Genomic DNA, 20,633 nt, shown 5'->3' on the forward strand with positions numbered 1-20,633 from the left:
CCGTGACTGCAAGCGACGGAACGAGAGCCGACACAACCGAGGCGTCCCCTCGAGTCGCCACTCACCCAGAACTCGAAGCAACCCTCTCCGACGCTCTCGAGTCGGCCGCCGCGACGGCGTTCGTCCACGTCGGCACTGTCCGCGACCCGGGGGTCCGATACCTCCTCCCTGACGCCGACGAGAGACCGATCGCGCTCGCTTACGACGGCGACGAGTGGCTCGTCCGGAAGGGCGGCGAGTCGCCCCATCCGGCAGACCGACTCGCCGACGCAGTAGACGACACTGGGACGGTGCTGACTCCCGCCCGACTCCCTCACGACGCCGCGCTCTACCTCGAGAAAAACGGGTTCGACCTCGTCTCGACGGACGCCCTCGAGCGCGCTCGAGCGACGAAGACAGAAGACGAACGCGAGCGGATCGAAACCGCCCAGGAGACAGCACGCGCAGGCATCGAACGCGGAGCCGAACTGCTCGCGGACGCGACGGCCGAGGGCGAGACGGTCGTTACGGGTGGAGAACCGTTGACCGCTGAGTGTCTCCGGATCGAGATCGACGAGGCGATCGTCGCGGCAGGCGGGTTCCCCGCACGAAACACGACGATCGAACCCGCAAGCGGCGAGCGACTTCGACCGGGCACACCGATCGCCGTCGCCGTCGCTCCTCGTGAACCCGGCGGCTACCACGGCAGCCTCGCCCGGACGTTCGTCGTCGACGGCGACGGCGGTCGGGAACGGCGCACCCACGTCGGGATGACCCAGGCGTTTCGGTCCACACAGGCGATGCTCACCGCGGACACGGAGAGCGTGACTGCCATCGAGGCCGACCTCGAGGCCGAACTTCGGGCGTTCGGCGAGGACGGCCCGCTCGAGGTCGACGTCGGCGGCGTCGGCATCGAACTCGCAGAACGGCCGACCGTCGGCAGCGACGGGATCGAGCCGGGAGCTGTGGTCCGGGTCGACGTGACAGTCCCGATCAACGACGCCACCCTTCGAATCGCCGATCTACTCGCGAAAGACGACGACGGCGTCGAGTGGCTCGCCGCGCCGTCGCGGTCGCTTTCACCTGCTACAACACTCGAGTGAAGTCGGTGCAGTCGTCTGGGTTCGACAGGTCGACGGTTGGGACGGTACTAGTCTGTGTCGCTCTCGCGTTTCCCAGATGGGGTACGATGACTCTCGGGAACGCGATAGCCGCATCTCGAAGGGTAGTACACAGAGACTGCAGGTGACGACTCCTCGTCGTATCTCCACCTTGTGACCAGAGGCACTTAAAGCCGGACCCGATCGGCGGCGTCGATAATCTCGTCGACGAACTCGTCCAGTCGGGTCGGGTCGGGGCCGTCTCGTGCGTGTACTGTCGGATCGATCTCGCGTTCCGGGTGGGCGAACTCGTGGCCGACCACGTCGCCGATCTCTTCGCTGCCGTCGCCGGCGCGTTTCCGCTCGAGCAGGTCGCAAGCGAGTTCGATCCGTTCGTCCTCGAGGACGGTGGGGGCTTGCTCGGACAGAAACGCCTCGAACGAGATCGCCGGCAGGTCGTGGTCGCCGGACTCACCGGTTTCCCGGAGGTAGCGGGCGGCCATCGCTGCGCGGCAGATCGTGAGGTTTCGCTTGACGGTGGGTTTTGTTTGCGTCTCGGCGTACCGTTCGTCGTCGGCCGAAACCGTCCGTGTCCCGTCCTCGGCGCGGACGACGTACTCGCGGCCATCGTCGCCGTCGTGGACGTCCAGAATCGGATACACGTCGCCGTCGCACACCAGGTGTTCGGAGAGGTAGGTCCGGTAGTTCGTGGCTGCGATCGCTCGCCAGTCGTGATAGAGGTCCATCGGATCGTAGGTCCGTTCCACGTACGTCCGCAAGTCACAGGGGTCGTACTCGGTGCGGTACTGGACCGGACTCCGCAGCAGGTCGATCGCACTCTCGTTCGAGTCCGAGAGTAGTTCGGCGAACCGGCGGACGTCTATCCCCTGGAGCTCGAGGTCGTCGCGGTCGTCGGTGATCGTCTCTACGGGCTTCTCGAGGTGGGCGTACTGCCGTAGATCCGCGGGGACGAAAACGAACGCGACATCGTAGTCACTGTCCGGACTAGCTCCACACCAGGCGTAGCTGCCGTGGGCGACGGCCAGTGGAATCGCGACGTCGTGGTGCTGCTCGAGGTCAGAGAGTGCCTCGTCGGCAGTCTCGAAGACGTGCTGGGGGACAGTACTCACGGCTGTGGGATCGGCGGAGATACGCAAAAAGCCCTTCGTAGCTTCACCTTGTAATCAGAGACACTTAAAGGATGTCGACAGTTGCCCGCGCCAGTACCGGTAGCTGTCACTCGAGCGTCATAGTTAACGGCCGGTCGACTCGTGGGGATCAGGTACGTCTTCCGAAAGGTCTAATCGCATCGTCACCTGAGTACGGGCAATGAGTCACCAGTTGCCGGACGTACAGGCAACGTCCCCCGACGTCACCGTCGGGTTGAGTCAGGTCGGCGTCACTGGCGTCGAGAAACTCGTCAAAATCGGCCGCGAAGACAAGCGACCGCTCGTGTTCACTGCCGAGTTCGAGGTCTTCGTCGACTTGCCCGCCTGGCGCAAGGGCGCAGACATGAGTCGCAACATGGAGGTCATCGACGAGATTCTGGAAGATGCGACCCGCGAGGAGGCTTACCGCGTCGAAGAGGTCTGTGGCGAGGTTGCCGAGCGGCTTCTCGGGAAACACGACTACACGTCCCGTGCTGAAGTGTCGATGGAGGCGGAGTTCATGCGCCGAGAGCAGACACCTGCAAGCGACCGTGAGACCCAACACACCGTCGACATCACCGCCTCGGCAACCGCGACCGACGAGGGGACACGCGAGGAAATCGGCGCGACAGTCACTGGAATGACCGTCTGTCCCTGCTCGCAGGGGATGTCGGCTGCACGAGCGAAACAGACGCTCGAGGAGTTGGGGGTCGACGAGGGGACGATCACACAGTTCCTGAACGAGGTGCCACAGCCGGGCCACTCCCAGCGGGGGCACGCGACGCTGACCGTCGAAGCCAGTGGCGACCCGGACGTGGATCTCAACGCGCTCATCGACGTCGCTCGTGACTCGATGAGTGCGCGTATCTACAATCTTGCGAAGCGTCCCGACGAGGATCACATGACCTACGAGGCCCACTCGGACGCGAAGTTCGTCGAAGACTGCGTGCGATCGATGGCCGAAGGCGTCGTCGACGAGTTCGACCACTTGCCGGACGACGCGGTGATCACGATGAAACAGTCCAACGACGAGTCGATCCACCAGCACAACGCCCACGCCGAGCGCGTCGTCGAGATGCAACAACTTCGGAACGAAGTCGACGGCGAGGACTGAGACGGATTGCTGTCCCGATTTCCCGAGGTAATCACACCCCAAAGCGGTTGCACTTTTCGGGCTGCCACGTCGGTCGTGGCTGATGCGAGCCGAATGGCCGTTTCTCGAACTCGGTAGTTACACTACTGGTCGCTGCTTCCGACACTGCGTCGGGTACGAGCCTTTTTCAGTCTCCCTCTCTCACCGACACACGAGATGAGAGACGACGGTGTCGACCACCCTCCAGGACGCGACCGGGCGGGAGCCGTCGCCGTCAATCCCGATAGCGACGGCCGATCCGAACGCAACCTCGAGACGCGCCCTGGCTCCGGTTCCCTCTCGCGGGCGGACGTACAGCGGGACTCGACCGTCCGACAGTGGGGCGTCGTGACGCCGAGCGCGACCGTCATCGGTCGTGCACCATCGTCCGATGCGGATCTCTCGGAGAGCGTCCGTCGCCTCCACGACGAACAGCACGCGGCAACGCCGGGATACAGTGCGCGCGCCCACCGGCTCGACCGTCTGCGAACGACTCAGGCGCTTTGCAACGCGCTCGAAGTGACACCTTGGCAACGCGACCTCGCGCTCGGGGTCATGGACGAAATCGACCTCACCGAATTCGGCAGCCAGCGGGCGATCGAGAAAGTCGCACTGGTGGTCATTCGCCACGTCGTCGACATCGACCGCCGCTCGTACTTCGGATTGGACGACGTCGACGCTCAGACACTGTCGGCCGACCGACTGGAAGAGTTATTCGGTCAATACCGCGCCCACGACATCACCGACGAGGAGGCATTCGAGCGGTTGGCTGCCAAACACGGCCTCGACACGACGAGCCTGAACCGGCTCCGGCGCGTTCTGAAAGCGCAACTCGAGGACGAACTTCCTGCCTACGGACGAAATCCGTATCGGGACCCCAACTTGCCCGAGTCGACTGGGACCGAAAGCAAGTCCGTCGAGTAAACTGTCCGACAGCTTGATGTCCGTACCACGCGCTGTTGAGCCGTAGGCCCCTCGTAGTGGAAACTTCGACTCGTGTCGAGCCACTACGCGAGCGACTAGCTCCTCTCTGTGAGACTCCGATTCGTATGCTCTTCGTCGCGACGGCGAGAGTATGGTATCTCCGACCGTGAATCGTCACCCGAGCTTCTCGAGTCCCGCGAAGAAGTTTGGCTCCGGGCCGACCAGCCACACCGGTTCGTCGGCCGGCGCGACCGAGACCGTCGCGGGCAACTCGAGACGCCGTCGGTTGCGGCCGTCGCTGATCACGTAGCCGTGGTTCGGGCCCGACAGAGAGAGCGTCACCTCGGTGTCGGTATCGACCACGAGCGGTGGCAGTGGGTCGGTGGCGGCCATCTGGGTGATGACGAGTGCGTCGGCCGCTGGGCGGACCAGCGGGCCGCCCTCGCTCAGGTTGTACGCGGACGAGCCCGTCGGCGTCGAGACGAGGACGCCGTCAGCGTGGCTCGCTGTATAGCGCTCGCCGTCGACGCGAATTTCGGCCGTCACGCCGCTGCCGGGCCCCCGTCGTGGGCCGTGGACGAGAATCTCGTTGAGCGCAGGTTCGAGCGTCCAGTCGGCGGCCTCGCCGGACGCTTGCAGCCGGCGGAGGTCTCGGTGTGTGAGTGACTCTCCTGCTGTGAGCGTCTCGACGAGGTCGGTGACGACCGCGCGGGCGTCGTCCGGGTGAACGGCGTTGAGGAAGCCGACTTCGCCGAGATTGACGCCGACCAGCGGCGTCGAACCGATCTCTCGGGCGACGAAAAGAAGTGTCCCGTCACCGCCAATACTCGCGACGAGGTCACGGCCTTCCATCTCGGCGACCGGAATTGCGTCCACGTCGATCGCTTCGCCGGTCAGTTCGTCGACTGCGACGGCGACGGCAAACTGGCGTTCGAGGGCGTCGACGAGGGTCGCGGCGAGACGGTGTGCGCGCTCGTTGTCGCGCTGGGCGACGATACCGACGGTAACGTCTTCGGCCATCGGTTACAGGTTGCTGTCCCGTGATCAAAAAGCCACCTGTCGATTCTGTGACGACGGGCTCTAGTACCGTCCCAACCGTGGATCGACTAGTTGAGAGTTGGTCAAAACCGATCACGATTCTCGATCAGAAGTACAGCGCACTAGCCAGAGTAGAGTTGGGACGCTACTAGTGGCGGGCCAAGCCTGAACTGATGGGTCGAATCTGGCGGTGTCGCTCGATTCGACCCGTCAGTCGACGGTTGGGACGGTACTAGTCGACACGGTGGCGACGTAAGTGGTTATTGAAGCGCCGTACGGACGGTAAACCGAGGGTGGGCTGTCAGACAGCGTGACCGCGAGAGTGTTCGGACGGAACGGCGAATTTTCCTCTGCTACTCTCCTGTTCGACGGTACTAGAGACGCGTTCGCCATCCATACTTTTAGACGGCGGGTCATGAATCGAATGCATGGCAGATCGGACGACGGCCAACGAGACCCTCACGCGCGACGAGCTGGCGGCGTATTTCGAACATCTCGGAGAGGAGTTCCGCGAGGACGACCTCGAGGGCGGCGACGTACGTGTCGCGGTTGGGAACAAAACGGTCGCGCTCAATCCGCCCGAAGCTGTCGATCTGAGCGTCGACGTGGTCGAGCGCTCTCCGATGTTCCGCGGGACTCGCGAGACGATCCAGCTAGAAGTAACCTGGAAGCCCCAGTCGTAACGGATCGACCGACGACGCGGTGAGTCGATCCCGCTGTAATTGAGACCGGTTGCTGGCAGTCAATTCTGGCGCGACCGCGAGCCCGCCGACGGTCGCGCCGGTAAACCGTTACAGCGTTCCGTATGAGAAGGTCTTTTTCCTCCCGGGGCAGTGGTTCGACTAGATGTACGAGACGATCCTCTTTCCCACCGACGGGAGTGACCACGCCGCGGCTGTGGCCGACCACGCTTTCGACGTCGCGACGACGCGGGACGCGACGGTACACGTCCTCTCTGTCGTCGACGACCGGGCGTTTCTCGTCCTCGACGAGAGCCGCGTCGAGCAGGTCCGCCAGGACCTGGAAGAGACCGCACGCGAGGCAACCGACGCGGCGGCGACTCGAGCAACCGATCGTGGCGTCGACGTCGAAACTGCCGTCGACGCTGGCCATCCCGCCGAGCGCATCGTCGACTACGCCGACGAACACGACGTCGATCTGGTCGTGATGGGTACCAGCGGTGACGACTACGAGAACAACGTCGTCGGCAGCGTCTCTCAGCGGGTCGTCCGCGAGTCTCCCGTTCCCGTGTTGACCGTCGGTCCGGGCGTCTGACTCGGGCTCACGGCGGAGGTGGTCCTGTCCGCTCCTCGTCTATCAGTATCTCTATGTAGGGTCGGTCGGTAGTCGTTCGAAATGCGACGGTCGATCGCAGTTGGAGGCGCTATCCTCGCGGTCGCGTTCCTCTTCGTTGGTGGTCCCTCGCTGCTCTTCTCGCCGTCGGCGGACCAGGTTTCCCCCGACACAACGGATCGAGCGGAACCGGAGATCGTCACGCTCGAGGACAGCGACAGTGGGTTCTGGCCGTATCTCAACCAGCGACAGCAACACGAGAAACGGAGTCCACTGAACGTCGTCGTACGCGGTGACGCCGAGGAGACGTTCCGGCTCCTGGCTGAACACGGCGACGGCGAGTGGGAGGAGGCCGACCACGATCACTTCGAAGCCGAGGAGCTGGTCGGACTCGCCGATGGGGAAGACGAGACGCCCGGGAACGAGACCGGAGACGCCAACGTGACCGGAGACGTCGGCACGGACTCCGACGATCCGCTCCGCCCAGTCTCACCGACCGACATTCCGTGGTCGCAGGCCGACGGCGCGACTCGCTACGCGTACCTCGACCCCGGCCCGGACGAGGAAGCCGACTGGACGACCGAGACCGTCCAGTTCGAAGACGGGGAGTACTACGGCTACCGGTACCACATCCGGGCGTACGAGAGTCCGAACCCCGACGACCAGTGGGTTGTCATGCAGACCCACTCCGAACACTTCGACTGGTTCACACTTCGCCACCGCGTCGACGGGGTCGAACGAGCTCAGTTGCGACTCGAGACCGACCTGATGGCGATCCCTGGTGTCGACGTCCAGGACGACGTCCGACGAGTCTACCTCGACAATAGTGGCCCCTCGGACGCCGACGGCTGGGCGACGAAAGTCGACCTGACGGCGATGGCGACGGCGTCGGTCGGCCTCGCTCTCGCTTCCGGACGGAGTCGAAAACGGGACGATGGCGTCCTCGAGCGAGCCGGCGACCGGGCCGGCGATCGGTTGACCGACGCGGATCGGGCCCGACTCGAGGCTGCGGCCGATCGCGTCGAGGCAGAACACCTGATTCTCGCGGGGACGATCCTCGCGGTGGTCCTGGGCGTCCGGATCGGTGGGATCGCCCTGGACCGAACGGTCGGGGTCCTTACGCCCCACATGATCGCGGCGTTGCTCTACCCGTTCGTCGCCGTCGGGCTCCCGGTAGCGACCTACGCCATCGCAAGCGGCCTCGAGCGACGCCTCGACGCGGGGGTCACGGCTGCCGCGTCGCTTGCGATCGCGATCTGGCTCGACTACGGGCTCGTGGGGGTCGACGTACTGCCGCTCGATGTCGTGGGTCAGCGGTTGCTCGTGGTCCTCGCGCTCGGACTGATCGCCGCGGGTGCAGCTAGGCGAGCAGTTCGGGGGGCACGGTTCAACGACCTGTTGTTTGTCGGCGTGGGCCTGTGGGTGGTCGTGCTCGTCGGGACGCTGCTTGGCTACCTCTAACGTCTCGATCGACGGGACACGACGCTCTGTCAGTGACGGCTCCTCACAGCGCCGGGTCGTGTGGGAGCGTCGTTCGAACGCTCTCGGTGCCGGTAATCGGTCTCGCCGGTCGCTGCCTACGACGCGCACAGTCGCTATGTACAGCGTGGCTGACAGTCACTCTCACACCCCAAGGAATTTAACCAACAACTGGCTATTGACACGTGTGATCGCCCGCTCCGGTCAGGGTCGCCCGGTCGGTTAGCCGCGCTTTTCGTACGATTTAGTAACCGTTAAATGGTTCCCGCCGTTACCTGGCTGTAGTATCTCGTGACAGCCGCTTCTCTCCCGATAGCCCACACGCACATCACATCAACATGGTAGACGTAAGCCAACACGAACTCGTGCCGGAGCACACCATCCTCGAGGAGGAGACACTCGAGGAGGTGCTCGCCGAGTACGACATCGATCGCACAGACCTGCCGAAAATAAAGCGCAACGACTCCGCTCTCCCCGACGAGGCGGAGGCCGGCGACGTTATCAAGATCGTTCGGGATTCACGGACAACCGACCAGGCAGTTGTATACCGACTCGTGGTGGAATAAATGGCAATGGAACTCGACCGAGAAAAACGACGAGACATTTCACGCGAATACTTCTCGAGGGAACGGCTCGCAGAACACCACTATCGCTCTTTCAACGCTTTCCTCAACCGGGGGATGCAGGAGGTCGTCGACGAGAAAGAGACGATCGATACCGACATCGGCGACAAGGAAGGCGAGGAGCCAGTACACGTCGAACTCGGCGACGTCCGCGTCGTCACGCCCCGGGTTCGGGAGGCAGACGGCTCCGAAGAACTGCTGTATCCACAGGAAGCGCGACTTCGAAACATCACCTACTCCGCGCCGGTCTTCATGGAGATGTCGATCGTCAAAGGCGAAGAAGGCGACCAGCGGGTCGTCGACTCGACGGAGACGAAGATCGGTCGAATGCCGATCATGGTCGGCTCCGACAAGTGTAACATCGCCGGTTTCTCCGACGAGGAACTGATCGAGATCGGTGAAGACCCTGCAGACCCTGGCGGCTACTTCATCGTCAACGGCTCCGAGCGCGTGTTGATGACCAGCGAGGACCTCGCGCCGAACAAGATTCTCGCGGAGTACGATACCAAGTACGGCGACGAGATTCAGGTCGCAAAGACCTTCTCGCAGCGCCGTGGCTACCGCGCGCTCGTACTCTGTGAGCGGACCCGCGACGGTCTGCTCGAGGTGTCGTTCCCGTCGGTCTCCGGTTCGATCAACTTCGTCACCCTCGTGCGTGCGCTGGGTCTCGAAAGCGACGAAGAGATCGTTCACAAGGTCTCGAACGACCCCGAGGTCGTCAAGTACATGCTCGAGAACCTGGAGGAAGCGGACGTCCAGACCGAACAGGAGGCGATCGAGGAGCTGGGCAAGCGTGTCGCCTCCGGCCAGGGGAAAAACTACCAGCTCAAGCGAGCGAACTACGTCATCGATCGGTACCTTCTGCCACACCTCCACGAGGACGGGGTCGACGAGGAAGACGTCCGGATCAACAAGGCCCACTACCTCTGTCGGATGGCCGAGGCCTGTTTCGAACTTGCCCTCGGCCGACGCGAGGCCGACGACAAGGACCACTACGCCAACAAGCGTCTGAAGGTCAGCGGCGATCTGATGAAAGACCTGTTCCGGACCGCACTGAACAAGCTGGCCCGGGACGTCAAGTACCAACTCGAGCGAGCCAACATGCGAAACCGCACCCTCTCGGTGTCGACAGTCGTCCGGTCTGACGTTCTGACCGAGCGACTCGAGCACCCGATCGCGACGGGTAACTGGGTCGGTGGCCGTTCCGGCGTGAGCCAGCTGGTCGACCGCACCGACTTCATGGGCGTCCTCTCGCACCTGCGACGGCTGCGGAGCCCGCTGTCGCGCAGCCAGCCGCACTTCGAGGCACGGGACCTGCATGCGACCCAGTGGGGTCGTATCTGTCCCTCCGAGACCCCGGAGGGGCCAAACTGTGGCCTGGTGAAGAACTTCGCACAGGCGATGGAGCTGTCCCAGAACATCGAAGACGAACAGGCGCTCAAGCGAGAACTCGCCTCGATGGGTGTCGAGGGCATTCCGGGTATCGAAGGGATCGAACGATCGACGCCGGCAGACGACTAAACAATGAGCAGTCAACAACGCGAAGCCAAAGTCTACGTGAACGGGTCGCTGGTGGGAACACACCCCGATCCGCACGAGCTAGCCGAACAGATCCGCGAAGCGCGACGTATCGGTGACGTCAGCGAGATGGTCAACGTCTCCGTCAAAGAGCGGACCCGCGAGGTAATCATCAACGCCGACGCCGGCCGTGCACGACGACCGCTGCTGGTCGTCGAGGACGGCGAACCGCGCATCTCCGACGAGGAGATCGAAGCGCTCCGAGACGGTAGCCTCGAGTTCGAGGACCTCGTCGAGCACGGCTACGTGGAGTTCATCGACGCCGAGGAGGAAGAAGACATTCTCGTCGCCGTCGACGAGGACGACATCACGGAGAGCCACACTCACCTCGAGATCGACCCGCAGCTGATCTTCGGGATCGGTGCAGGGATGATCCCCTACCCCGAGCACAACGCCAGCCCGCGCATTACGATGGGGGCAGGGATGATCAAGCAGTCGCTCGGCCTGCCGAGTGCGAACTACCGCATCCGTCCGGACACGCGCCAGCACCTGCTGCATTACCCGCAGCTGTCGATGGTCAAGACCCAGACGACCGAACAGATCGGCTTCGACGACCGGCCTGCGGCCCAGAACTTCGTCGTCGCCGTGATGAGCTACGAGGGATTCAACATCGAAGACGCGCTGGTGATGAACAAGGCAAGCGTCGAACGTGCCCTCGCCCGGTCGCATTTCTTCCGGACCTACGAGGGCGAGGAACGGCGCTACCCCGGCGGCCAGGAGGACCGCTTCGAGATCCCCTCCCAGGACGTCCGCGGGGCCCGCGGCGAAGAGGCGTACGCCCACCTCGACGAGGACGGACTCGTGAATCCGGAGACGAAAGTCGACGAGAACTCGGTCCTGCTGGGCAAGACTTCGCCGCCACGATTCCTCGAGGAGCCAGACGACATGGGCGGTCTCTCGCCCCAGAAGCGACGCGAGACCTCGGTGACGATGCGGTCGGGAGAGAGCGGCGTCGTCGACACCGTCACGTTGATGGAAGGCGAAGACGGCTCGAAGCTCTCGAAGGTCTCGGTGCGTGACGAGCGGATTCCAGAACTCGGGGACAAGTTCGCCAGCCGCCACGGCCAGAAGGGGGTCGTCGGCCACCTCGCGCCACAGGAGGACATGCCCTTTACCGAAGACGGCGTCGTGCCCGACCTCGTGTTGAACCCACACGCCCTGCCGTCGCGGATGACCGTCGGACACATCTTGGAGATGATCGGCGGCAAACTCGGCGCGATGGAGGGCCGGCGGGTCGACGGGACGCCGTTTTTGGGCGAGGACGAGGAAGACCTCCGCGACGGACTCGAGGAGGCCGGGTTCGACGCTGCGGGCAAGGAGACGATGTACTCCGGTATCACGGGCGAAAAGGTCGAAGCCGAGATTTTCGTCGGGATCATTTTCTACCAGAAGCTGTATCACATGGTCTCGAACAAGCTCCACGCCCGCTCGCGTGGTCCCGTGCAGGTGCTCACCCGGCAGCCGACCGAAGGTCGCGCCCGTGAGGGTGGGCTCCGTATCGGAGAGATGGAGCGGGACGTGTTCATCGGCCACGGTGCGGCGATGACGCTGAAAGAACGACTGCTGGACGAGTCCGACCGCGAGTACATCCCGATCTGTGGGCAGTGTGGGATGAGCGCCGTCGAAAACGTCGAACAGCGCCGCGTCTACTGTCCGAACTGTGACGAGGAAACCGACATCCACGAGATCGAGATGAGCTATGCGTTCAAGCTCCTGCTCGACGAGATGAAGGCGCTTGGCATCGCACCGCGACTGGAACTGGAAGACGCCGTCTAACGTCAACAATGCGAAATACCACACCCAAAGACATCGGATCGATCAACTTCGGGCTCATGGAGCCCGAAGAGTACCGGGAGATGAGCGCGACGAAGATCATCACCGCGGACACCTACGACGACGACGGCTTCCCCATCGACATGGGGCTGATGGACCCGCGACTCGGGGTCATCGACCCCGGTCTCGAGTGCAAGACCTGCGGGAAGCATTCGGGCTCGTGTAACGGTCACTTCGGCCACATCGAACTGGCCGCACCGGTGATCCACGTCGGTTTCACGAAGCTCATCCGGCGACTGCTCCGGGGCACCTGTCGGGAGTGTTCCCGGTTGCTGTTGACCGAAGACGAGAGAGCGGAGTTCCACGGCCAGATCGACGAGGCACGGAAGCTCAGCCGCGATCTGAACGACGTCACCAAGGCGGCGATCCGCCAGGCACGCAAGAAAGATCGCTGTCCACACTGTGGCGAGATCCAGTACGACATCGACCACGAGAAGCCGACGACCTACTACGAGGTCCAGCAGGTCCTGACGAGCGAGTACTCTCAGCGTATCGCCGCCGCGATGCAGGGCATCGATGACGGCGAACAGATGTCGCCGGACGAACTCGCCGAGGAGACCGACATCGACCTCGGCCGGGTCAACGAGATTCTCTCGGGCTCGTTTCGGCCCCGCGAGAGCCAGCGCAAAGCCATCGAGAAGGCACTGGACATCGACCTCACCGAAGAGGACACGAACAAGCTGATGCCCTCGGACATCCGGGACTGGTTCGAGGCGATTCCGGACGAGGACATCGAAGTGCTCGGCATCGATCCCGACCGCTCGCGGCCGGAGTGGATGATCCTGACCGTGCTTCCGGTGCCGCCTGTAACGGCGCGGCCGTCGATCACGCTCGACAACGGCCAGCGAAGCGAGGACGACCTCACCCACAAACTGGTCGACATCATCCGGATCAATCAGCGGTTCATGGAGAACCGTGAGGCCGGTGCGCCGCAACTGATTATCGAGGACCTCTGGGAACTGCTACAGTACCACGTCACCACGTTCATGGACAACGAGATTTCGGGCACGCCGCCGGCCCGTCACCGCTCCGGCCGGCCGCTGAAGACGCTCTCCCAGCGCCTGAAAGGTAAGGAAGGTCGTTTCCGTGGCTCGCTCTCGGGCAAACGCGTCAACTTCTCTGCCCGGACCGTCATCTCACCGGACCCGACCCTCTCTCTCAACGAGGTCGGCGTCCCCGATCGCGTAGCCAAAGAGATGACCCAGACGATGAACGTCACCGAGCGAAATCTCGAGAAGGCTCGCCGGTTCGTCTCCAACGGCCCCGAGGGCCATCCCGGCGCGAACTACGTCCGACGGCCCGACGGTCGCCGGCTGAAGGTGACCGAGAAGAACTGCGAACAGCTCGCGGAGAAGGTCAAAGCCGGCTGGGAAGTCAACCGACACCTCATCGACGGTGACATCGTCATCTTCAACCGGCAGCCGTCGCTACACCGGATGTCGATCATGGCCCACGAGGTCGTGGTCATGCCGTACAAGACGTTCCGGCTGAACACCGTCGTCTGTCCGCCGTACAACGCCGACTTCGACGGTGACGAGATGAACATGCACGCCCTCCAGAACGAGGAGGCTCGCGCCGAGGCGCGCGTGCTCATGCGCGTGCAAGAACAGATTCTTAGTCCGCGGTTCGGTGAGAACATCATCGGCGCGATTCAGGACCACATCAGCGGGATGTTCCTGTTGACCCACAACAACCCGCAGTTCAACGAGACCCAGGCGCTAGACCTGCTGCGAGCGACCCGAATCGACGAACTGCCGGAACCGAGCGGGGTCGACGACGAAGGGAAACCGTTCTGGACCGGTCACGACGTCTTCTCGGAACTACTGCCCGACGATCTGAACCTCGAGTTTACCGGCACCGTCGGCGAAAAAGTCGTCATCGAGGACGGACAGTTGATAGAGGGGACGATCGCCGAGGACGAGGTCGGCGAGTTCGGCGGCGAGATCGTCGACACGATCACGAAGATCTACGGCAAGACGCGCGCTCGGATCTTCATCAACGAGGTCTCGACGCTGGCGATGCGGTCGATCATGCACTTTGGGTTCTCGATCGGTATCGACGACGAGACCATTCCCGAGGAGGCCCAGGCTCGCATCGACGAGACGATTGACGACGCCTACGACCGGGTCGAGGAACTCATCGAAGCGTACGAACGCGGCGAACTCGAGAGTCTGCCGGGGCGAACGGTCGACGAAACACTCGAGATGAAGATCATGCAGACGCTCTCGCGTGCGCGTGACAACGCCGGGAACATCGCGGACGAACACTTCACCGACGACAACCCGGCGGTCGTCATGGCTGAATCCGGTGCCCGTGGGTCGATGCTGAACCTGACTCAGATGGCCGGCTGTGTCGGCCAGCAGGCAGTTCGCGGCGAGCGTATCAACCGCGGATACGAGAACCGAACTCTGAGCCATTACGCGGAGAACGACCTCTCGGCGGAGGCACACGGCTTCGTCGAAAACTCCTACACCAGCGGGCTGACCCCGCGGGAGTTTTTCTTCCACGCGATGGGTGGCCGCGAGGGGCTGGTCGACACTGCAGTCCGGACTTCCAAGTCCGGGTATCTGCAGCGGCGACTGATCAACGCGCTGTCCGAACTCGAGGCCCAGTACGACGGGACGGTTCGAGACACCTCGGATACGATCGTCCAGTTCGAGTTCGGCGAGGACGGTACCTCGCCGGTCAAAGTGTCCTCGGGCGAGGACAACGAGATCGACGTCGGCCAGATCGCCGATCGCGTCCTCGACTCCGAATTCGACTCCACGGAGGAAAAACAGGAGTTCCTCGGCTCGAAGCCACGACCGACGAACCTCTCGGAACATGCGGACGATCGTCTCTCCGTCGATGGACCGGAGGTGACGTCCGATGACTGAGATCACGTACGACGTCTCCGACGACACGATTGCGGTCGTCGAGGACGCCGATCTCCCCCGTAGACTCAAGAACGAGGTCTACGCCGAACTCGAGAGTCGTGAGGACGCGACCGTCGAGGATGCCGACGAACTCGCGAAGGCGGTCGAGACGCGTTACGTCGACACTCGCGTCGAGCCGCTCGATCCCGTCGGCACCGTCTCGGCCCAGTCGATCGGGGAGCCGGGAACGCAGCTGACGATGAACACGTTCCACTACGCGGGGGTCGCAGAGATCGACGTGACCCAGGGGCTGCCCCGACTGATCGAACTGGTCGACGCCCGGAAGACTCCGGACACGCCGATGATGACGGTCCACCTGGAAGACGAGTATGCAACCGAGCGCGAGCGAGCCCACGAAGTCGTCTGGAACATCGAGGCGACGAAGATCCTCGCGTTGGGTGATGTCTCGACGAACGTCGCGGACATGCGCGTCCAGATTTCGCTGAACGAGGATACGCTCGAGGAGCGGATGATCGAGCCCGAGGAGGTCGCCGAGATTATCGAAGACAGCCTCGGCGTGGACACGGTCCAGCAGGGGACCCAGATCCAGTTCGGTCCCGAGGAGCCGTCCTACCGGGATCTGCTGCAACTCGTCGAGGAACTGCGCGACATCACGTTCAAGGGAATCGAAGACATCAGCCGGGTCGTCATCCGCCGCGAAGAGATGGACGACGGCAGCGAGGAGTTCGTCCTCTACACGGAGGGATCGGCCTTTGGCGACGTGCTCGAGATCGAGGGTGTTGACGCCTCTCGAACGACGTGTAACAACATCCACGAGATCCATCGCAACCTCGGCATCGAGGCCGCCCGTGAGGCCATCATCGAGGAGACGAACAACACGCTGGCCGAGCAGGGCCTGGACGACGTCAACGTCCGCCACTTGATGTTGGTCGCAGACATCATGACAAACCGTGGCGAGATCGAGTCGATCGGTCGCCACGGGATCTCGGGGTCGAAAGAGTCCGTCCTCGCGCGTGCTGCGTTCGAGGTGACGGTCAACCACTTGCTCAACGCCGCGATCCACGGCGAGATCGACGACCTCGATGGCGTCACCGAGAACGTCATCGTCGGCAAGCCGATCAAGCTCGGAACGGGAGACGTGGATCTCCGGATGGGATCGATCGGTTCCGGCGGCGACGCCGGCAGTCAGGCCGATTGATCGATGGGCATCACGCTCGACGACGACACCCGCCAGTACCTGGCCACGTTCGAGGACGTGACGGGTGTAAACGGCCGGGATTGCATCGTCACTGGCGAGCGCGAGAGCCGTCTGCTGATCGTCGTCGAAACCGATCGCATCGGTGAGGCGATCGGCCCCGGGGGTCGAACTGTCACCCGGTTCGAGAAGCAGATCGACATGCCGGTACGGCTCGTCGAAGGCGCTGACGACCCCGAGGAGTTCGTCGCGAACGCGCTTGCGCCCGCAGCGGTGTACAACGTTACGATCAGCGAAAACGACGATACGGTCGCTTACGTCGAGGTTGCCCGGGAAGACCGCGGCGTCGCGATCGGCTCGAGCGGTCGGCGAATCGACGCGGCCCGGCGACTCGCCGAGCGTCACTTCGGGATCGACGACGTGCAGTTGATATAGGGTCGTCGGTTGGCGGCTCGATTCGACTTCTCTCTCGATGTCGCTGTGACGACGGCACGGATCGACCGAACGGTACCAGCCAACTCTAATTTTGAATAGCTTTGCCCAAGAGCTATCTCGGCCCCAAATTGAAATCTAAATCGGACAATAATAATACATACGTGGTAGAAGTGGCCAAAATAGTGAAGTGTGGTTGTTCTCATTTTTCGTAGAGGGCAAATATGCACCACGTTGTCAGAGGACATGTCAAACAGTTCCGCCTGGGGGCGATCAAACTATGAAGGGGAATCGCCGTCGATACCTCGCTGCAGTCGCCGGAGCGACGCTTTCCGTTTCGGCTGGCTGTCTCACCGGAGACGACACGAACGGTCGGGAAGAAAGTCGGTCACCGCTTGCTGAACGGACGCTGCGGTACGGAAGCGTCCTTCCGATGTCCGGGGGACTCGAGCAGGTCGGCCAAACGATATTGAACAGTGCAGCGCTGCCGAAGATCGAACTCGAGGAGGCGTCGCTTTCCGTCGACGTCGAACACGAGGCGGTCGATTCGGAAACGTCGCCGAGCCAGGGGGTCGAGGCGGCGAGGCAGTTGATCGACGACGGGGTCCCCGTAATCGTCGGGGCAGCAGCCTCCGATGTCACCTTACAGATGGTCCAGCGGGCGACGATTCCGGCGTCCGTCGTCTCCTGTTCGCCGGCGAGTTCGACGCCGACGCTGTCGATCGTGAACGACCGGGGCTACTCGTTTCGGACGGCTCCGAGTGACTCGCTGCAGGCGGTCGTCGCGGCCGAACTCGCCGCCGACGAACACGGCGCGGAGACTGCGGCGACGCTGTACGCGATGGGAGATTACGGCCGACAGCTTTCGGGTGCGTTTTCGGCTTCGTTCGGCGGGGTGATCCAAAACCAGGTGTCGTTCGATCCGGCTGCCGAGCGCTACGCCGAGGTGCTTTCGACCGCGCTGGCGGACGGCCCAGACGTGCTCTTTCTAATCGGGTACCCCGAAAGCGGTATTCCGTTGCTCGAGACGTATTACGACGAGTTCGCCGGCGACGAAACGGTGTTCGTCAGCGACGGGCTGCAAAACGAGGCCGTGGCGGCCGAACTCGGGGATCGGCTGACCGCTTACGGTGTGGCACCGAACTCGAGCGGCCCCGGACAGTCGGCGTTCCGGTCGCGGTATCGAGAGGAGTATGGGGTCGAGCCGGGGCTGTTCGCTGCGAACAGTTACGACGCCGCGGCCACGAGCCTGTTGGCGAACGCTGTGGCGGGTGCAAACGACGGTCAAGCGATTGCCGGGCGGATGCGCGACGTGACGACCGGCGATGGAACCGAAGTGTTGCCGGGTGACCTCGCCGACGGGATCGAACTCGCGGGGGCAGGTGAGCCAGTTCGATACCGGGGCGCGTCCGGGGAGATCGAGTTCGACGAGAACGGCGACGGTGGGTCGGTCGAGTACGAGTATTTCACCTTCAGCGGTGGGGAAATCGAAGTCGTGGACGAACTGACGCCGACGGGGGTGTCCTCGTGAGCGCCGCTGGCGACGAGACGGCCGCCGACTCGGGTTCGAATCCGGAGGCCGACAGGTCGATCACTCGGTTCGTCCCCGAGTTCGTTCGACGCAGTTATCGGACGAAGTTCGTCATCACGATTCTCGTCGTGGTGCTCGTCATCTCGCTGGTCGGCGCGATCGGATACGTCGACGCCGAACGGACGGTCGAATCCGACGCAGAACAGCAACTGACGGCGACGGTCGACATGCATGCCGACTCCATCGACGAGTGGACGATTTCGATGGCGGCACACACGCGGTCGGTGTCGTCGGGAGCGGCACTGGCCGGTAGCGACGCGGAGACAGCCGAAGCCTACGCCATCCAGGAACAGGCGAAACTTCCAGTCGACGTTCGCGACGTTCACGTCGTCGACACGAACGACGAACGCGTCCTGGCGAGTACGAACGGAGAACTACGGGGCGTATCGGTCGACTCGGTCGACGAACCCTGGGCGGAGATCGAGCCGGGTGTCGACCTGACCGCGGCAAACGACGTCTGGCACTCGCCGACTGCCTACGCGGACGACACGGTCGACGATCAGGTGATCTCCTTCGCCAGTCCGGTCGAAAACGACGAGGCACGGATCGCCGTCGTCGTCGGAACGATCGAGTACCGGGTCGACGGACTGCGTCAACTCCACGACGACCAGGAGACGATGATCGTCGACACCGACGGCAAGACCGTCCTCGCAAGCGACGAACTCGAGAGTGATCCCGACGAGGAGATCGTTGCGGATCTGGGAGCGACCCGCGACGGCACCGGGTTCGAACGCGACGATGCCGTCGTCACCGCCTACGCCGCGATGGGTGACAACGAGTGGGTCGCGGTGACTACCGTCCCTGCCGAACAGGCGTTTGCGGCGAGCAACGCCGTCGGCTGGACGCTGCTTTCGGTGATCGGCACCGGGCTCATCGTCTTACTGGCGGGCGGGGTCGTCCTCGCACGGCAGACCGTCACGCCACTCGAGGATCTCCGGAATCGTGCCCGGCGGATGGAAGAGGGTGATCGGTCGGTCGATCTGGAGACGGATCGTATCGACGAGGTCGGTCGCCTGTACCGTGCATTCGATGAGATGCGAACGTCGCTGAACGAGCAGATCACGGCCGCCGAAGCGGCGAAAACGGAGGCCGAGACGGCTCAGCGGGAAGCCGAGGAGGCACAATCCGACGCCGAAACCGCCCGTGAGGAAGCAGAGGCCGAACGCGAACGGATCGCGTCGATGATGGGCGAACTCGAGCGGGTCGCCGGCCAGTACAGTGAGACCATGCAAGACGCTGCAAACGGCGATCTTACCGTTCGGGCGACTGTCGACACCGACAACGAGCAGATGCGCGAAATCGGTGAGGAGTTCAACGCGATGCTTGACGAACTCGAGGACGCCATCGGTGGACTCAAGCAGTTCGCGACGGATGTCGCTGCCGCGAGCGAACAGGTTACGGCCTCGAGCGAGGAGGTAAAGGCCGCGAGCGAACAGGTTTCCGAGTCGGTACAGGAGATATCAGACGTCGCCGATCGACAGAGCGATCGGCTCGATACGATTCAGACGGAGATGTCCGACCTCTCGGCTAGCACCGAGGAGATTGCCTCGACGGCCAGCGAAGTCGCACAGGTCGCCGAACGGACCGTCGACGCGAGCGAGCGCGGTGGTGAGGCAGCCCAAGACGCAATCGGCGAGATGAACGAGGTCGAGGCCGAAGCCGAGCGCGCGGTCGAGACGATTCGCTCGCTCGAGGCGGAGGTCGAGCGGATCGACGAGTTGGTCGATGCCATCGCCGACGTGGCCGACCAGACGAGCCTGCTCGCGCTCAATGCTTCGATCGAGGCTGCGGCCGCAGGCGAAGAGGGTGACGGCTTTGCAGTCGTCGCCGACGAGGTCAAGTCCCTCTCGAGTGACGCAAAGGAGGCGGCGACGGAGATCGAAGCGCGGATCGAGACGATCCGCGGTCGAACCGACAAATCGGTCGCCGTCGTCGAAGCGACGAGTGACAAGGTGAGGGAAGGAACCGAGGCCGTCGAGCCTGCCGTCGAAGCTCTCGAAGAGATCGGCGAGTACGCCGAGGAGACCAACGTCGGAGTGCAGGAGATCTCTGCGGCGACCAACGATCAGGCCGGCTCGGCCGAGGAGGTCGTAACCGCTGTCGACGAAATTGCGACCTCGAGCGAAGAGTCAGCCGCCGAGGCCGGTAACGTCTCCGCGGCGGCCGAGGAACAGACCGCGTCGCTGACCGAGGTGACCGAAAGCGTCAGCGGGCTCGCAGACCAGGCGGCGTTTCTCTCAGACCGCCTCGAGCAGTTCGAGACGGAACGCGAGTCGGAACTGGGTGGAACGTCGTCCGGCGTAGAAACGCAGCGCCGGTCGATCGACACCCTCGAGAAGCGTTCAGACGACTAGTACCGTCCCAACCGTCGACTGACGGGTCGAATCGAGCCACACCGCCAGATTCGACCCA

At 63.4% G+C, this 20,633-nt stretch carries 16 protein-coding genes; 14 read left to right on the forward strand and 2 right to left on the reverse strand.

What is annotated here, in order from left to right:
* The first annotated feature begins 2 nt into the window (after nucleotides 1-2).
* Nucleotides 3-1,082: a hypothetical protein gene (locus NATGR_RS05760; RefSeq protein ID WP_005580605.1), complete on the forward strand. Its 1,080-nt coding sequence runs from the start codon at nucleotides 3-5 to the stop codon at nucleotides 1,080-1,082.
* 185 nt (nucleotides 1,083-1,267) lie between these two features.
* Here the strand turns inward: NATGR_RS05760 and NATGR_RS05765 are convergent, their stop codons facing one another.
* Entirely contained in the window at nucleotides 1,268-2,209 is a 942-nt protein-coding gene (locus NATGR_RS05765) for a nucleotidyltransferase domain-containing protein (protein ID WP_005580604.1), read from the reverse strand.
* 199 nt (nucleotides 2,210-2,408) lie between these two features.
* On the opposite strand from NATGR_RS05765, the gene mptA reads away from it, so the two are divergent.
* Nucleotides 2,409-3,341 carry a GTP cyclohydrolase MptA gene (gene mptA / locus NATGR_RS05770; RefSeq protein WP_005580603.1) on the forward strand — a complete coding sequence of 311 codons (933 nt, stop codon included), beginning with the start codon at nucleotides 2,409-2,411 and terminating at the stop codon, nucleotides 3,339-3,341.
* Nucleotides 3,342-3,536: 195 nt separating this feature from the next.
* Complete coding sequence (locus NATGR_RS05775) at nucleotides 3,537-4,283, forward strand: hypothetical protein (protein WP_005580601.1); 747 nt, start codon at nucleotides 3,537-3,539, stop codon at nucleotides 4,281-4,283.
* 174 nt (nucleotides 4,284-4,457) lie between these two features.
* On the opposite strand, the gene NATGR_RS05780 is transcribed toward NATGR_RS05775, so the two are convergent.
* Nucleotides 4,458-5,303 (reverse strand): NAD(+)/NADH kinase, encoded by an 846-nt coding sequence (locus NATGR_RS05780; protein WP_005580599.1) that lies wholly within the window; start codon nucleotides 5,301-5,303, stop codon nucleotides 4,458-4,460.
* A gap of 446 nt (nucleotides 5,304-5,749) precedes the next feature.
* Between NATGR_RS05780 and NATGR_RS05785 the strand changes: the two genes are divergently transcribed.
* The 11 genes from NATGR_RS05785 to NATGR_RS05835 all read left to right on the forward strand — a co-directional run bounded on the left by NATGR_RS05785 (nucleotide 5,750) and on the right by NATGR_RS05835 (nucleotide 20,575).
* Entirely contained in the window at nucleotides 5,750-6,004 is a 255-nt protein-coding gene (locus NATGR_RS05785) for an amphi-Trp domain-containing protein (protein WP_005580597.1), read from the forward strand.
* Between the two features lie 163 nt (nucleotides 6,005-6,167).
* The gene (locus NATGR_RS05790) at nucleotides 6,168-6,596 is read left to right on the forward strand and encodes a universal stress protein (protein ID WP_005580596.1); all 429 of its coding nucleotides are present in this window, start codon (nucleotides 6,168-6,170) and stop codon (nucleotides 6,594-6,596) included.
* Nucleotides 6,597-6,677: 81 nt separating this feature from the next.
* Nucleotides 6,678-8,075: a hypothetical protein gene (locus NATGR_RS05795; RefSeq protein WP_005580595.1), complete on the forward strand. Its 1,398-nt coding sequence runs from the start codon at nucleotides 6,678-6,680 to the stop codon at nucleotides 8,073-8,075.
* Between the two features lie 356 nt (nucleotides 8,076-8,431).
* Nucleotides 8,432-8,659 (forward strand): DNA-directed RNA polymerase subunit H, encoded by a 228-nt coding sequence (locus NATGR_RS05800; RefSeq protein WP_005580594.1) that lies wholly within the window; start codon nucleotides 8,432-8,434, stop codon nucleotides 8,657-8,659.
* Nucleotides 8,660-10,237, forward strand: coding sequence for a DNA-directed RNA polymerase subunit B'' (locus NATGR_RS05805; protein ID WP_005580593.1), 1,578 nt, complete (start codon nucleotides 8,660-8,662; stop codon nucleotides 10,235-10,237).
* 3 nt (nucleotides 10,238-10,240) lie between these two features.
* Nucleotides 10,241-12,070: a DNA-directed RNA polymerase subunit B gene (rpoB, locus tag NATGR_RS05810; RefSeq protein WP_005580592.1), complete on the forward strand. Its 1,830-nt coding sequence runs from the start codon at nucleotides 10,241-10,243 to the stop codon at nucleotides 12,068-12,070.
* An 8-nt stretch (nucleotides 12,071-12,078) separates the two neighbouring features.
* Entirely contained in the window at nucleotides 12,079-15,003 is a 2,925-nt protein-coding gene (locus NATGR_RS05815) for a DNA-directed RNA polymerase subunit A' (protein ID WP_005580591.1), read from the forward strand.
* Nucleotides 14,996-16,201 carry a DNA-directed RNA polymerase subunit A'' gene (rpoA2, locus tag NATGR_RS05820; RefSeq protein WP_005580590.1) on the forward strand — a complete coding sequence of 402 codons (1,206 nt, stop codon included), beginning with the start codon at nucleotides 14,996-14,998 and terminating at the stop codon, nucleotides 16,199-16,201. Before NATGR_RS05815 ends, rpoA2 begins: the two co-directional genes overlap by 8 nt.
* A 3-nt stretch (nucleotides 16,202-16,204) precedes the next feature.
* Complete coding sequence (locus NATGR_RS05825) at nucleotides 16,205-16,633, forward strand: NusA-like transcription termination signal-binding factor (protein WP_005580589.1); 429 nt, start codon at nucleotides 16,205-16,207, stop codon at nucleotides 16,631-16,633.
* Between the two features lie 277 nt (nucleotides 16,634-16,910).
* The gene (locus NATGR_RS05830; protein ID WP_005580588.1) at nucleotides 16,911-18,161 is read left to right on the forward strand and encodes an ABC transporter substrate-binding protein; all 1,251 of its coding nucleotides are present in this window, start codon (nucleotides 16,911-16,913) and stop codon (nucleotides 18,159-18,161) included.
* On the forward strand, nucleotides 18,158-20,575 hold the full coding sequence (locus NATGR_RS05835) for a methyl-accepting chemotaxis protein (RefSeq protein ID WP_005580586.1): 2,418 nt from the start codon (nucleotides 18,158-18,160) through the stop codon (nucleotides 20,573-20,575). The genes NATGR_RS05830 and NATGR_RS05835 overlap by 4 nt, the downstream gene beginning before the upstream one ends.
* The last annotated feature ends 58 nt before the right edge of the window (nucleotides 20,576-20,633 follow it).

The organism is Natronobacterium gregoryi SP2 (assembly GCF_000230715.2).
GTDB lineage: Archaea > Halobacteriota > Halobacteria > Halobacteriales > Natrialbaceae > Natronobacterium > Natronobacterium gregoryi.